The following is a 13,966-nucleotide window of genomic DNA, read 5'->3' as shown; positions in this document are numbered from 1 at the left end:
GCAGCATTTCATCAAAAACTATAAATTTGCAGCCATTAAATCCTTTTTACCCCACGAGAAATGGCGAATCTTCGTTCAAAAGCACTGGAAATGATCCAAAATCGGCCTCCGGTGGCTCCTGTGAGTCACCCGAACCGAGTTTCTGAGATGTTTGGTGAGAATGTGTTCACACAAGAGGTGATGAAGCAATACCTTACCAAGGATGTGTACAAGGCTTTGCAAGCTGTGATCGACCACGGTTCCACCGTCGGCCGCGACATCGCCGAGAGCGTTGCCAATGGCATGAAGGCTTGGGCCATCGAAAAGGGTGCTACCCACTACACCCACTGGTTCCAACCTCTCACCGGCCTCACCGCTGAAAAGCACGACGCATTCCTGAAAATGGAAGGCAACAAGGCAGTCGAAGCCTTCTCCGGCGACAACCTTGTGCAACAAGAGCCTGACGCAAGTTCCTTGCCTAGCGGCGGTATCCGTAATACCTTCGAAGCCCGTGGCTATACCGCTTGGGATCCCAGCTCCCCAGCTTTCATTTTTGAAACTCCTTACGGCAAAACCCTCTGTATTCCGACGATTTTCGTCTCCTACACGGGTGAAGCCCTCGACTACAAAGCTCCGTTGCTCAAAACCATCGAGGTATTGAACAAGGCCGCCGTGGACGTCTGCCACTTCTTTGACCGCAGCGTCAAGCGCGTGACACCGACCTTGGGCATCGAGCAGGAATACTTCCTCATCGACCGCACCTGGGCAGACCTTCGTCCGGACCTTACCATGTGTGGCCGTGCTGTCATCGGTGCACCACCCGCCCGTGGTCAGCAATTGGAAGACCACTACTTCGGTTCCATTCCTGAGCGTGTATTCGCCTGCATGAAGGAATTTGAAATCGAATGCTTCCGCGTCGGCATTCCGCTCACAACCCGTCACAACGAGGTGGCCCCAAGCCAATTTGAGTGCGCGCCGATTTTTGAGGAACTGAACGTGGCCATCGACCACAACCTGTTGCTCATGGACCTGCTCGACCGCGTGTCGCGCAAGCACAACTTCCGCGTGCTCTTGCACGAGAAGCCATTTGCCTTCATCAACGGCAGCGGCAAGCACAACAACTGGTCCATCGCTACGGATGCCGGAAAGAATCTCCTTTCGCCAGGAAATGCCCCCAAGGACAATCTCCAATTCCTGACCTTCTTCATCAACATCATCAAGGCCTTGCATGTGCACGCCGACCTGATGCGCGCCGTCATCGCAAGTGCTGCCAACGACCACCGTCTCGGCGCCAACGAGGCTCCGCCGGCGATCATCAGCGCATTCATCGGCACGCAGCTCAGCAAAATCCTTGACGAACTGGAAAAACCCAATCGCAAGAAGAATGCGGACGTCCCCAAGAACTATGTGAAACTGGGCATTCCCAAGATTCCAGAGATCCTGTTGGACAATACCGACCGCAACCGTACGTCTCCGTTTGCCTTCACCGGCAACAAATTTGAGTTCCGTGCCGTCGGTTCCAGTGCAAACAGCGCCGGTCCGATGATCGTGCTCAATTCGATTGTAGCCAATCAGTTGATCGAATTCAAGAAGACAGTGGACCGCAAAGTCGTGCGTGGCAAGAAAAAGGAAGCGGCCATTTTGGAAGTGTTGCGTGACTACGTCAAGGAAAGCAAGGCCATCCGCTTTGAAGGCAATGGTTACAGCAAGGAATGGGAAGACGAGGCAGCAACACGTGGCTTGAGCAACATCAAGCAAACGCCACGCGCTTTGGATGCCTACGTCTCCAAGCAATCGTTGGAGCTGTTTGCCAATCTGGGCATCTTCAAACACCACGAATTGCATGCCCGTCATGAGATTCGCGTCGAGCAATACATCAAGAAAATCGACATCGAAGCGCAGCTTCAAATCGAAATGCTCACGAGCTACGTCATTCCAGCCAGCATTTCCTATCAGAGTGTCGTGCTTGGCAACATCAATGCGATGAAAGCCGCCGGATTGGAGCAAAATGCCTACGATGCGCAGCTGCATATCGTGCGCAACATCTCCGACGAACTCGGAAAAGCCCACGCCAATGTCGCCAAGCTCTCCGAAATGCTCAAAGTCGCCGAGTCGGTCAGTCCGATGCGTGAACAGGCGATTTACTACGGTGACAACATCGTTCCCCTGATGGCTGAGATTCGCTTGAGCGCCGATGCCTTGGAAAATCTGGTGGCCGACGACCATTGGCCGTTGCCAAAGTACAGCGAGATGCTGTTTGCGAAGTAATTAGCACTCAAAATCAATTTAGGAAAAAGGGAAATGTCTTCGGGTGCTTCCCTTTTTTGTTTCAGTAGGTTATTCCAACGGCTCAAGTTTGGAAGAACCTGAAGAGGATTGTTTTTGTCTCCTTTTGTAGATCAAGTTCTTGGATTGTCGCCTTTAGGCTTGCCATTTTGCGGTTACAATCTAACTTTAGGGCTCTTTGTCGGTTATTCAGGCAAAATTCGAAAGCTATGAAATGTCTCTACTTCATATTTGGTCTTCTTTTCACTGGAATCGCGGCATTCGCCCAGACAAATGTCACGCTTCAGATCAACCACAAGTTGGGAGCCAATGCATTCCAGGCCGGAACGCAGGTGACCAACAATCTAGGGCAGGATTTCGACGTGGACAGGTTGCAGTATTACATCGGCGAAATCACCCTGACGCATGATGGCCTTCAAACGACAACGATTCCCGACCTCTGGATTCTGGTCAATGCGAATCAAACGGTAAGCGTTCCGCTTGGAAATTTCCCTGTCGTCAGCCTGGAAGGAATTTCCTTCGGAATCGGTGTTGATTCGGCCCACAATCATTTGGATCCGTCGCAGTATGCCATGAACCATCCGCTTGCGCCGCAGTCGCCGTCGATGCATTGGGGCTGGGCTTCAGGTTACCGCTTCGTGGCCATGGAAGGCAACAGTGGCACCAGCTTGGCACAGACGTATGAAGTCCACGCCTTGGAAGATGTTAATTATTTTTATGCCAATGTGATTACCGCAGGGACTTCGAATGGTCAGGACTTGTTGATTTCCATTGATGCCGACTATGTCGAGGCTTTGCGTGATGTGGATGTGGCCTCCGGCCCAATCAGCCATGGCGGAACCGGCGCATCGGTCACCGTGCTGGAAAATTTCAGGGACCATGTTTTCTCGGCTGGATTGCCCACCTCTGCAGCATCCACCGAATTGGCCGCTCGCAGCTTTGCCGCCTACCCCAATCCCTCTTCGGGCAATGTGACGTTGTTGCTGAATGCTCCCGAGATCCGCGGGATGCAATACACGGTTTATGATGCCATGGGTAGGAAGGTCCAAACAGTCGCTGCCGACCTGGGAGGCAGTACCGAAGTGAATATTCCCGTTGCGGGGTGCTATTCAATTTTGCTTGAAGGAAAAGGTGGCGTTCTTGCCACCAAACGCGTGGTCATCACACAATAGTCTCCGATGATTAGACGAATTCCATCTTTAAAGTGGTCGTTTTTTCTTGGCATTGCCATCGCCATGGTGTCCTGCCGTGAAGTAGACGACGTGCCGGCAGGGACCTTGCCCGTTTATGATCCAACGCCGTATGCGCTCGAATACGGCGAATTGCCGGATCCTGTGATTCCAGAGGACAACCCGTTGCGGGTTGAGGGTGTGAAGTTGGGCAGAATGCTGTTTTATGAGAAGCGCATGTCGAGAAATGGCACGATTGCCTGTGCCAGCTGCCACGTTCAGGCAGATGCCTTCAGCGACGTCCGGCAATTTTCCCTTGGTGTCGATGGTCTGCCTGGCAACCGCCAAGCCATGGCTGCGGTCAACCTGCTCTGGAATACCAATGCATTTTTCTGGGATGGCCGCTCCCCCCTGTTGCGTGACCAAGCCCTCAAGCCGATCCAAGACCATTTGGAGATGGACGAAACCCTGGAGAATGTCGTCGCCAAACTTTCCGGCATCCAAATGTACAAGGATCAGTTTGTGCGTGCCTTCGGATCGGAGCAGGTGACGGCATTGCGCATTTCACTTGCTCTTGAACAGTTCATGCACAGCATTGTCTCATCCGAAAGCAAGTACGACAAGTTCCTGCGTGGCGACCTGACGCTCTCAGCCGAGGAGGAGCGCGGACGGGAGCTCTTTTTCGCCGAATACAATCCATTTTTCCCAAATATTTCCGGTGGGGACTGTCAGCATTGCCATTCGGGGAAAAACTTTGAAAACGACGAATACATCAACAATGGTCTTGATCCGGAGGTTTCATTTACTGACTTGGGATACCAGGTGGTGACCAACGACCCCAATGACCGGGCGAAATTCAAAGTTCCTTCCCTTCGAAATGTCGCGCTTACCCCTCCCTACATGCACGATGGCCGTTTTCAAACTTTGGAGGAAGTCGTGGAGCATTATGACAATGGGATACATGACAGCCCGACACTTCATGTAACACTTCGCAATACCCTGCCCAATGGCTTGCAGCTCAGCCCGCAAGACAAGGCAGCATTAGTGGCATTTTTACATACACTTACGGATCAGGAATTGATTACCAACCCAGCTTACAGTTCGCCATTTGAGTGAGGTTCAGGAATGCATGTCCTAAAAAATGAAAAAGCCCGGAACGCAATCGCATTCCGGGCTTTTTTATGAACCACCCCAAAATCAATTTCCAGAGATTTTGGTCAAAAGCGTATAGCCCTGTGGTTTGCCATTGCTTGAGTTTTCGCTGCGTACCATGCCGACACCGAGGGCATACCAAGATTTGGTGTGGGACTGAACATTCATTCCCATCATTTTGCTTTCGATATCTTCCTCAATGACGACACACGAAAATTTTCCTGCTGTTGTTGTGAGTTCCTCCTTTGCGGTGACCTTCCGGTTGAACACACGGATCGTGGTATTCATGATGGTCATGCCATTCATGCTTGCCGTCATCGTCATGCCTGCATCAGGAAGCACGGTACCGACAGTCAGGCCCTTGGGGAACACCATGTCCTCCGATTCGATTTTCATTTCTACATTCTCCATGCCTTCCATTTGCTGTGATTGGCCAAACGAAGTCGAGCGCATGTCCATGTGGAATTCCCCGCCTTGGCAGGTCACGTCGTATTTGACCGTCGAACTTTCCTTGCCTTTGGCATCTTTGGAAACCGATTCGGCGGTGACAGAAAACACGTCCCCGGCATTGCTTTCCTCCAAAATGGTCGTGGAAGTGGTGGATTCGAGTTTATCCTTGGCGTTGAAATGCGACAACTCGAAAGCCGCGCCCTTCTTCATTGGATAATAGGCGTCGCAACCTTGCGCCTTGACCATGCCGAAACCTATTGCCAAGCTCAAAAAGCCAGCAAACATGAAGCGAGTGAAGGTGAAATTTTTCATTGTGTGATAAATTTATCTTGAACCGCAAATTTAATGCATCAAGCGACATTTTTTTAATGAATGCATGAAAGTCAACCGATTGTGACGGATTTCATGGTTAAGCCTGACGAAGATCACCCAAACGGCCCAAAAAGAAGAAACCCCGCCAAAGGCAGGGTCCCCATTCTATTTTCAGTTTCCAGAATTCATCACAAAAGCTGATTCTGGGAATTCTGTAAATTCTGCTCCAAAACAAGAGACCCCGCCAAAGGCAGGGTCCCCATTCTATTTTCAGTTTCCCGAATTCATCATAAAAGCTGATTCTGGGAATTCTGCTCAGTAGTTGCCCTTGAGCTTGACAGCCGAGGCCACCCTGCGGATGCCGACGACATAAGCAGCGAGGCGCATGGAGCAGTTGTACTCCTTGGCAGCTGCCCAGACCTGAGCAAATGCACGCTCCAGCATTGGATCGGCCTTTTCGTTGACTTCAGCCTCGGTCCAGTAGTGACCGGCGCGGTTTTGTACCCACTCCAAGTAGGAGACGGTCACACCACCTGCATTGGCGAGGATGTCGGGAACGATCATGATGCCTTTGCTGTCGAGGATGGCATCAGCGTCTGCGCTCACAGGGCCGTTTGCACCTTCGACCATCAGCTTTGCCTTGATATTGGCGGCATTGGCTTGGGTGATCTGGTTCTCCATGGCGCAAGGTGCGAGGATGGTGACGTCGAGCTCGAGCAATTCGCTGTTGCTAATCGCGCTACCACCGGTCCAGCCTTTGAGGCTGCCGTTTTTGGCGGCGTAGGCAAATGCGCCCACGACGTCCAAGCCTGCTGCGTTGTAGTAACCACCGGAGATATCGCTGATGGCGACGATCTTCACACCTTTTTCGGCGAGGAGGACCGCACCGTAGCTACCGACGTTGCCAAATCCTTGGACAGCGCAAGTGGTGGTCTTTGGATCGATGCCCATTTCTTTCAATGCGCACATCGCTGTGGTCATGACACCACGGCCGGTTGCTGCTGCACGGCCTTGGCTACCGCCAAGTTCAAGCGGCTTGCCGGTGATCACGCCCGGCTGATTGCCATAGAAACGGCTGTATTCGTCGGCGATCCATGCCATTTCACGGCCGCCGGTGTTCATGTCGGGTGCCGGCACGTCGCTGTCAACGCCAAAGACGTCTTTCAGGCGGCGAGTGTAAGCACGTGTGAGGCGCTCAAGTTCGTCGACACTGTATTTTTTCGGGTCGATGGTGATGCCACCTTTGGCACCGCCGTAGGGCAAGCCTGCGATGGAGCATTTCAGGGTCATCCAGCCTGCAAGGGCCATAACCTCATCTTTGTCCACGTGCTCAGAGTAGCGGATGCCACCCTTGGATGGGCCAAGCACAGTCGAGTTCACGACGCGATAGCCATTGAAAACTTCAGTTTTGCCGTTGTCAAGCTTGACAGGCATGTTGACTTCGACGATTTTTTCCGGAACCGATAGCACGGCGCGAAAGCGATCTTCGAGTTTGAGAATGTCCGCTGCTTCATTGAGGCGCTTCAAAAGCGACTCATAAGGCGAAACTTTGACTGGTGCTGAAATTGTATTTACCGATGACATATTCTGAGTAGCTAATTCCTGGACGAAATTATTAAGTAAGAATATCGCAGCCAAATTTAGTATGCATGCAGAGGATGGCTGACATTTCCCCCGTTGCGGGGGCAATATTCCCTAAAAGAGAGGGGGTTTGCAAGAGATTAATTCCAATTTGTCCACTGAATGTAGAGGTAAATGAGTGGAGTGGCGATCAAAAGGCCATCAAAGCGGTCCAAAATGCCTCCGTGACCCGGCAAAATACCGCCACTGTCCTTGATTTGGAGGCCTCTTTTGTACAAAGACTCCACCAAGTCCCCGAGTTGTGCAAAAATCGAGATGATCGCCCCCACGACAATCCAACTAAAGTTCATTGGCCAAATCCAAAACTCAAATGCGCAAGCCAGGCCCATGCAAAAGAGCGCCCCACCAATTGCGCCCTCCCAAGTCTTCTTCGGGCTGATGCGTTCCCAAAGCTTGTGCTTGCCCAAAAATCTTCCGCAGAAATAGGCCATTGTATCGAGGCACCAAGTGAGCATCAACGTACCGAGAATGGTTTGGAAATGATAGTCATTGCTCCCGATGGCGTTGCTGCGGGTGAGCACCGTCAGCTGAAACAGCAGGCTCATGGGCACCAACACATAGATATAGCCAAAGCCCATCAAGCCCATCTCCTGGGCGGGAAGCGTCACCTTTTTTTCGAATAAAAGAATGATCGCTGCCAAGGCGGCAATCAATCCGATGAATCCATGAAGGTTGAGTCGAAAATAAAATGGATGCGGAAAGGCGGTCTCGTTGTGCGGGGCAAAGGCCTCCCAACCCCAATAATACCAAACGACAAATGACATTCCGATCAAAAACCACTTTGCAATGGTTGACTTGACACCGGTGATGCGGTAAAATTCGTGGAGGCCCAAAATCGAAACCAACGCGCAAAAGATCATCGTGCCCCACTGGGAAAGCACAATGGCCGTGATGACGACGCTTCCGGCGACCAATGCAGTAAGAAAACGCTTGAGGAGGTTACTCATCCATGTTGCTGCGACATGCAAAAGCAGGCCGCATACCGCGCCAAAGATAAGAACTTGAACGAGACTTGTGAGCCTGACTTGGCTCACTTGTTCTTGGGGATGCGCTTCGAGAAGCAGTCCGACCAATTTTTCGCTATTTTTGCAGCAGCGTCATTTCCTGACGAACATTAAAATGGTCAAAATTGCTGGTATAGACATTGCGGAATTTCCGCTATTGCTCGCTCCGATGGAGGATGTGAGCGATCCTCCATTTCGTATGATCTGCAAGCAACAGGGGGCTGATTTGGTCTATACCGAATTTATTGCCGTCGACGGCTTGATCCGCGATGCCGACAAAAGCCTGCAGAAGCTGGACATCTATGATGAAGAACGTCCCGTGGGGATTCAGATTTTTGGAGGCGAAATAGAGCCGATGCGGCAAGCCGTCAAGTATATCGAACGTGCCAACCCTGAGTTTTTGGATATCAACTACGGCTGCCCGGTAAAAAAGGTGGTTTGCAAGGGTGCCGGAGCCGGCATTCTTCAAGACGTCGACAAAATGGTTGCGATGACCCGCGAAATTGTTCAGAGTACGCATCTTCCAGTCACCGTCAAGACCCGCTTGGGTTGGGATGAAAACAGCATCCGAATCGTGGAGGTTGCGCTACGGTTGCAAGACATCGGCATCAAGGCCTTGAGCATCCATGCCCGCACACGCGCGCAGATGTACAAAGGTGAGGCAGACTGGTCGTGGATCAAAAAAGTCACCGATCACCCCGACATCGAAATTCCAATTTTTGGCAACGGCGATGTCGATTCACCCGAAAAGGCAGTTTACAACAAGGAAAACTATGGGGTGGACGGTATTATGATCGGCCGCGCAGCGATTGGTCACCCTTGGATCTTCCGCGAAGTGAAGCATTTCATGGCCACCGGCGAGCATCTTGCACCGCCCACGGTTGCCGAGCGTGTGGAGGTATGCCGCAACCACTTGTTGGCAGGCATTCAATGGAAAGGCGAGCGTACAGGCATTGTCGAGATGCGCCGGCATTACACCAACTACTTCAAAGGAATGGACCACTTCAAGCCTTTCAGACTCAAATTGGTGAGTTGCGACAGCCTGTCTGAAATTTTGGAGACATTGGATGCGATTCAGGAGCACTTCGTACTGGAAGCAGCAGGTGTCTGAGCAAGTCCGGTTTCGTGAATTCGTTGCTGATTGAAGCTGCCGTGGGAAAAACGGTGGAAAACTTTGTGAAGAGATTTCATTATGCAATCTTTTCTCCTATTTTTGTAGCTACTTTAACTCTAAAGAATACGGATTTATATTTCTCCGGACATGAGAATACTCTCAATTCTAGCATTTATTACACTGGGGCTTATTCAATCGGTTTCGGCACAAGTCGACATCAAAAACGCACGTGCCAATCCTAAAACCTTCATTTTCGACGACGAAAAGCATACTGTACACGGCTACATCTACAACACCCTCAAGGAAAAGACATCCTGCTGCGGCAATGATGCGATCTACTTGGAGGTGAAGTTTGATCAGACCGGCACGGTGACATCGGCAAAAACCTTGACGGGCAAAACCGATTGCTACAAGAAGTCGATCGTGGACATCGTTCAAAACGTCAAGTGGGATGCTACCGGTGTGACCGGCAGCAAGACCATTTACTTTGAGGTCAAGCCGATCATTCCATGCTCCGGATCACCTGGAGAGAATGTCTACAAAGCCATTCCATCTGAAGGCGGTGTCGCTTCCGTACAGACGGGCAATGGCGGCAACCTTACCGACAAAGGAGATACAGAAGTGAAAGAAGCCGTTGTGGAGAAGGTTGAGCCCAAAGAGGTCAAGCAACCCGAGCCAGTTGTGGCTAAAGTGGAACCCAAAAAGGAACCAGAGGAATCTTTCCTTTCTGATGATGAGCCAAAGGCACCTGTCAAGGAGCCTGTGAAGCCTGTCGTGGTGAAGGAGCCGGTCAAAGAACCTGCCAAGGAGCCCGTCAAGCCAGTGGTCGTGAAAGAGCCGGTGAAGCCAGTGGTCACCACCCCGACGCCAGTCGCTACAAAAACGGTGAAGCCAGGCGGCCCGATCAAATTGCCACCACAAGAGAAAATTGAGTATGTCTCAAGAGGCGATGCCAAACCTGATGCATCCCACCAAGAGACGCATGCAGATATTGATATCAATATTGATACCAAGGGAACTTCTGAGGTCAAGTATTCTGACGAATCTACCTTTGGCGTCAACCTTCGCGTGGCATTGCGCAAAGAAGGTTACTGTGGATTGGCGCAAGCATTGGTTGAGCTCGAAACGGATCCCAACACCGGTCGCGTGATCAATAGCCGCGTCATGCAAGTCAATGACCCCAAAATTGCAGCATTGGTTCCCGGCGTGATCAAGGATCTGAAGTTTCAGCCTACCCGCAGTGCAGCCAATCGCTACATCTACACAGAATTCAAGACAGAAATTGTTTGCGAAGGCGAGAAGTCAAAATACAACCTTGATCAGGTTGGTGATTTCCTCTCGAAGCCAGCAGCCGGCAATTGATCTTGCTGAAAAAATAAGCAGAAGGCCATCCGAGAGGGTGGCCTTTTTTTATTGCCCTACATTTGCAATTCGCCCCATTTTTCATGCTTTATGTTTGAACGGACATGCTCTGCATGGCTGAATGACTTGTTTATTGTACAATTCAGGCTGCGGGATTTCGACAATGTGAAAAACCAAGCCTAGACGAAATGCGCGACGATTCTAATTTTGTTGGCGAAAAGAAGTATAAATTGAGATTCGTATGCGCATTTCTAAAATAGTAGTCTGGATGATTGCCCTTTCCTTGGCAACAACGGCTTGTGTCTCCAAGAAGAAGTATGGCGAGATGGAGGCCCTCAAAGACAAAATGCAAGACATGGCTGATTCCCGGAACAAGTCCTTGAATCAACTCAAGTCAGATGTCGCCGAGCTGCAGATGAAACTCAATCAATGTGAAGAGGATCGCACCAAGCTCGCCAATGACACAATGCGCCTAGGAAGCGGGTACCGCAAAATGAGCAGCGATATCGGTGATCTGCGTGAGAGAAACGAGCAGATCAGCAGTAACTATCAAAAGCTCAAAAACCAGGGGAATGAGAAAATGCGCGGCCTCGTCGATCAAATGGAAGGCTTGCAACGCGATCTCAACGAAAGGGACAAGAAGATTTCCTTTATGGAGGGCGTCTTGAATGAACGCGAAAACCGCCTCGCCGATGTGGAAAATCGATTGAAGCAACGCGATTCCTTGATGAATGCCATTCAGAAGCGCGTTACCGATGCTTTGTTGGGTTTCAAGGATCAGGGCTTGACTGTGGAGGTGATCGATGGCAAGGTGTATGTCTCGCTTTCCAACAAGCTCCTCTTCGCAACCGGCAGCACCAAGATCGATGCCAACGGGCAAAAGGCCTTGGCCGGACTTGCCAATGCACTCAAGGAACAAAAGGACGTCACCATCATGGTTGAAGGCCATACCGACAATATGCCGGTGAGCAATCTCGGCGACATCAAAGACAATTGGGATCTGAGCGTGATGCGTTCCACCGAAGTTGTGCGCATTCTTGTGCAAAATGGAATGGAGCCTACCCGGATCATTCCGGCGGGCCACGGACAGTTTGTTCCAAAGGTGGAGGGCAGTACGCCTGAAGCCCGCGCAAGCAACCGCCGCACGGAAATTGTAATCTCCCCGAAACTCGACGAACTCTATCAGCTGATCAATCAGCAGCGTTGATCAGATTCCGGTTGTCGAAGACAAGAAATTCCTTTGTTTCATCAATTTGCGTCCAAGTGTCCATCACATGACGCAACACACTGCAACGGAATGTTCCCGACTCATCGGCACGGTGCAATTCGTCTTTGAGCGCAAAAACGTAGTTAGGTGAACCATCCAAGATGGAAATGGTCTTGGCAATGCCAACTGCGTAGTTGATTTCAGCATCATGAATCCAATCAGCGGGAATGCGAGGCTGCGTATTGGTCACATAATGCGCCGCAGGCATGCTTGGCAACACGGTAAAGTTTTCACCATATTTTTCGTTCAACTGCCTCAATTCATTGTAGTAGTCAAATTGTTGCTGCCCAGCATGGATATGACTCAGTCTAGGGAAAACGGTGCCAAGGTCATGGGTCATTTCTGAACGGAAATCATCCCCGTAAACAAAAAGGTTCAACGAAGCTATACAAAGGAGGCAAACCGATGCCGCTGATGGCCAAAACCATTTCGGAGGGGAAAATCCAGCAACTATGCCTACGAAATAGACAATTGCAAACAAGCTTGGAAAGGAGTAGAGCACGGGCGTCGCATAACCCCAAGAAACACTGCTTGCCCAAGCCACAACCATCATGGTGATTAACACCGCCAGACCTCTTCTTTCTCTCTTTAAAATGGTCAACAGCGCGATCATCCCTCCGTTAAACAGTAACGCGTGGTAAAATCCGGATTTTGGCATTACAAACTGTCCATCCTGAAGGGTGATCCATAAAGGACCAATAGCAACAGCAAGAATTCCCAAAAAGCCAAGTGCCGCCATCACCTTGCCCGTGAAGGGACTCCTTAATTGGTATTTGAGTACGTACCAAATCACAGCCAAGGGAACAAAGGTGAAAATGGCAGGCCGTACGTAAAGTTTGAAAGCGCTCCATTTCATTTCTTCGAAGGAGGTCACGCCAGTGGTTTGGGCGATCATGGTTTCGAAGAAATTAAAGCTTGGCGTAAGCAGGTATTCAATCACCGCGATCGCAGCCACCCCAACAAGTCCGGCTCCAATGACGGCGAGGACCGCCTTTTTCCAGGGATAGAGAAAGAAGAGTAGGACCAACCCTGCTATTGGAACGATTGCAAAAGGCTGTTTGGTCATGGCAGCAAGCCCAAGGGAGCAAAGGCCCGCAACAAGATAGCCGATTCGTTGTCCCAAGCTGATCAGGTAAATCCCGAGTGATGCGAACACAATGCCGTCAAGCGTATGCCATGGCGCGATAAAGAAATTATGGACCGAAAGAAGGAACCCCATGGACCCGAGCAGCCAAGGCGAAATCCCGATTTTTTGGAAGTCAAAGAATTTACGCAGACTCAAAATGCTGAACAGGACCGAAAGCCATACAAAGACATAGAAAAAGAAGCGGTAGGCGACCATTTCCATTGTCTCCGGAAACAAGAGCATTTCGAAGGTATGGAGGTAGGGCGTAACCGGTGGCCGTACGTAGTAGAAGTCTTGATAAATGGCTTCTCCAGACACGATCCGGTGCGCAAATGCAGGAATGAATCCGCGGTCGGCAATGTCCATTCCGTGAAAGCCAAACAGCAAGAAAAAGACAACAGGAAGGGCTGCGAAGAGAAGAAAGCTAGCCTTGTAATTGGGCGCAGAATTCATTTTGACCGATTGGATACGGCCAAATTAGCGAAAATCGACAGACAAAAACCTGTTGAAAGCGGAATCAGTCGTGGTGAGTTTGCTTCTTGTACTTTGGAAGCTTGATTTTGTCTTGCACGACAAAGGCATCGGGAAACACGGTGCGAACTTGTGAGAGTTGCTTCATGGCCTCGTTACGCGACAGAAAGTCACCCACCCTAACCCAAAAATGAGGCGGGTTCCAGTCTTTGTAAACCTCCATGTTGGCGGTGCGAAATGTTTGCAGGAAGTCGGTTTTCGCTTCGTTGGCGGTTTCCATCTTGCTCCCGGCGTAAATTTGAATCCGGAAACCCGGACCTTCAGAAGTGCTTTGATTACCGCGTTTGTGCAAGTCGAGAAGGTGGGGCAATCCCTCGTCAAAATAGTAGTAGACGCCAAGGGAGTCGCTGGAAACGGTTGGGCGAACATCCGTCGTGGAGCTGCCGTCACCAACGATTTCGTATTGTGGGGCGGTAAAATCATACACCACACGGTATTTTTCAACCGACTCGGTTTCCTTTTGCGCCGTTGCCTGCGTGCTTGTCAAAAGCACAGTCAAGAGCAGGAAAAAGCCCTTCCAACCAGTATTTCGCTCAATGTTCATGCAATCTGCTAGAATGCTTCAATTTTCTT

11 protein-coding genes are annotated in these 13,966 nt (G+C 50.6%); 6 read left to right on the top strand and 5 right to left on the bottom strand.

Annotated elements, in window-relative coordinates:
• Positions 1 to 60: 60 nt before the first annotated feature.
• The 3 genes from IPN95_14630 to IPN95_14620 all read left to right on the top strand — a co-directional run bounded on the left by IPN95_14630 (position 61) and on the right by IPN95_14620 (position 4,550).
• On the top strand, positions 61 to 2,247 hold the full coding sequence (locus IPN95_14630) for a glutamine synthetase III (GenBank protein MBK9450609.1): 2,187 nt from the start codon (positions 61 to 63) through the stop codon (positions 2,245 to 2,247).
• Between the two features lie 227 nt (positions 2,248 to 2,474).
• Positions 2,475 to 3,437 carry a T9SS type A sorting domain-containing protein gene (locus IPN95_14625; GenBank protein ID MBK9450608.1) on the top strand — a complete coding sequence of 321 codons (963 nt, stop codon included), beginning with the start codon at positions 2,475 to 2,477 and terminating at the stop codon, positions 3,435 to 3,437.
• Between the two features lie 63 nt (positions 3,438 to 3,500).
• Positions 3,501 to 4,550 carry a c-type cytochrome gene (locus tag IPN95_14620; GenBank protein MBK9450607.1) on the top strand — a complete coding sequence of 350 codons (1,050 nt, stop codon included), beginning with the start codon at positions 3,501 to 3,503 and terminating at the stop codon, positions 4,548 to 4,550.
• 81 nt (positions 4,551 to 4,631) lie between these two features.
• Here the strand turns inward: IPN95_14620 and IPN95_14615 are convergent, their stop codons facing one another.
• From IPN95_14615 to IPN95_14605, 3 genes are all read right to left on the bottom strand, one after another.
• Positions 4,632 to 5,348: a hypothetical protein gene (locus IPN95_14615; GenBank protein ID MBK9450606.1), complete on the bottom strand. Its 717-nt coding sequence runs from the start codon at positions 5,346 to 5,348 to the stop codon at positions 4,632 to 4,634.
• 315 nt (positions 5,349 to 5,663) lie between these two features.
• Positions 5,664 to 6,932, bottom strand: a complete 1,269-nt coding sequence (locus IPN95_14610) for a Glu/Leu/Phe/Val dehydrogenase (protein ID MBK9450605.1) — start codon at positions 6,930 to 6,932, stop codon at positions 5,664 to 5,666.
• Positions 6,933 to 7,069: 137 nt separating this feature from the next.
• Complete coding sequence (locus tag IPN95_14605; GenBank protein ID MBK9450604.1) at positions 7,070 to 8,062, bottom strand: phosphatidate cytidylyltransferase; 993 nt, start codon at positions 8,060 to 8,062, stop codon at positions 7,070 to 7,072.
• Between the two features lie 46 nt (positions 8,063 to 8,108).
• Here IPN95_14605 and dusB point away from each other — a divergent pair, with 46 nt between their 5' ends.
• From dusB to IPN95_14590, 3 genes are all read left to right on the top strand, one after another.
• Positions 8,109 to 9,104, top strand: coding sequence for a tRNA dihydrouridine synthase DusB (gene dusB / locus IPN95_14600; protein ID MBK9450603.1), 996 nt, complete (start codon positions 8,109 to 8,111; stop codon positions 9,102 to 9,104).
• Between the two features lie 150 nt (positions 9,105 to 9,254).
• Entirely contained in the window at positions 9,255 to 10,469 is a 1,215-nt protein-coding gene (locus IPN95_14595) for a hypothetical protein (protein MBK9450602.1), read from the top strand.
• Positions 10,470 to 10,737: 268 nt separating this feature from the next.
• The gene (locus IPN95_14590) at positions 10,738 to 11,676 is read left to right on the top strand and encodes an OmpA family protein (GenBank protein MBK9450601.1); all 939 of its coding nucleotides are present in this window, start codon (positions 10,738 to 10,740) and stop codon (positions 11,674 to 11,676) included.
• On the opposite strand, the gene IPN95_14585 is transcribed toward IPN95_14590, so the two are convergent.
• Entirely contained in the window at positions 11,660 to 13,315 is a 1,656-nt protein-coding gene (locus IPN95_14585; GenBank protein ID MBK9450600.1) for a hypothetical protein, read from the bottom strand. The genes IPN95_14590 and IPN95_14585 overlap by 17 nt on opposite strands.
• A gap of 64 nt (positions 13,316 to 13,379) precedes the next feature.
• Complete coding sequence (locus IPN95_14580; GenBank protein MBK9450599.1) at positions 13,380 to 13,937, bottom strand: SPOR domain-containing protein; 558 nt, start codon at positions 13,935 to 13,937, stop codon at positions 13,380 to 13,382.
• Positions 13,938 to 13,966 lie beyond the last annotated feature (29 nt).

This window comes from Bacteroidota bacterium (genome assembly GCA_016718825.1).
Classification (GTDB): Bacteria; Bacteroidota; Bacteroidia; order J057; family JADKCL01; genus JADKCL01.
Note: the sequence above shows the minus strand (reverse complement) of the source record. Positions and strands in the feature narration are given on the sequence as shown.

Coding starts and splice junctions, on each gene's coding strand:
- IPN95_14610 (MBK9450605.1), bottom strand. CDS start 6,932: ATGTCATCGGTAAATACAATTTCAGCACCAGTCAAAGTTTCGCCTTAT.
- IPN95_14615 (MBK9450606.1), bottom strand. CDS start 5,348: ATGAAAAATTTCACCTTCACTCGCTTCATGTTTGCTGGCTTTTTGAGC.
- dusB (MBK9450603.1), top strand. CDS start 8,109: ATGGTCAAAATTGCTGGTATAGACATTGCGGAATTTCCGCTATTGCTC.
- IPN95_14580 (MBK9450599.1), bottom strand. CDS start 13,937: ATGAACATTGAGCGAAATACTGGTTGGAAGGGCTTTTTCCTGCTCTTG.
- IPN95_14585 (MBK9450600.1), bottom strand. CDS start 13,315: ATGAATTCTGCGCCCAATTACAAGGCTAGCTTTCTTCTCTTCGCAGCC.
- IPN95_14595 (MBK9450602.1), top strand. CDS start 9,255: ATGAGAATACTCTCAATTCTAGCATTTATTACACTGGGGCTTATTCAA.
- IPN95_14630 (MBK9450609.1), top strand. CDS start 61: ATGGCGAATCTTCGTTCAAAAGCACTGGAAATGATCCAAAATCGGCCT.
- IPN95_14590 (MBK9450601.1), top strand. CDS start 10,738: ATGATTGCCCTTTCCTTGGCAACAACGGCTTGTGTCTCCAAGAAGAAG.
- IPN95_14620 (MBK9450607.1), top strand. CDS start 3,501: ATGGTGTCCTGCCGTGAAGTAGACGACGTGCCGGCAGGGACCTTGCCC.
- IPN95_14625 (MBK9450608.1), top strand. CDS start 2,475: ATGAAATGTCTCTACTTCATATTTGGTCTTCTTTTCACTGGAATCGCG.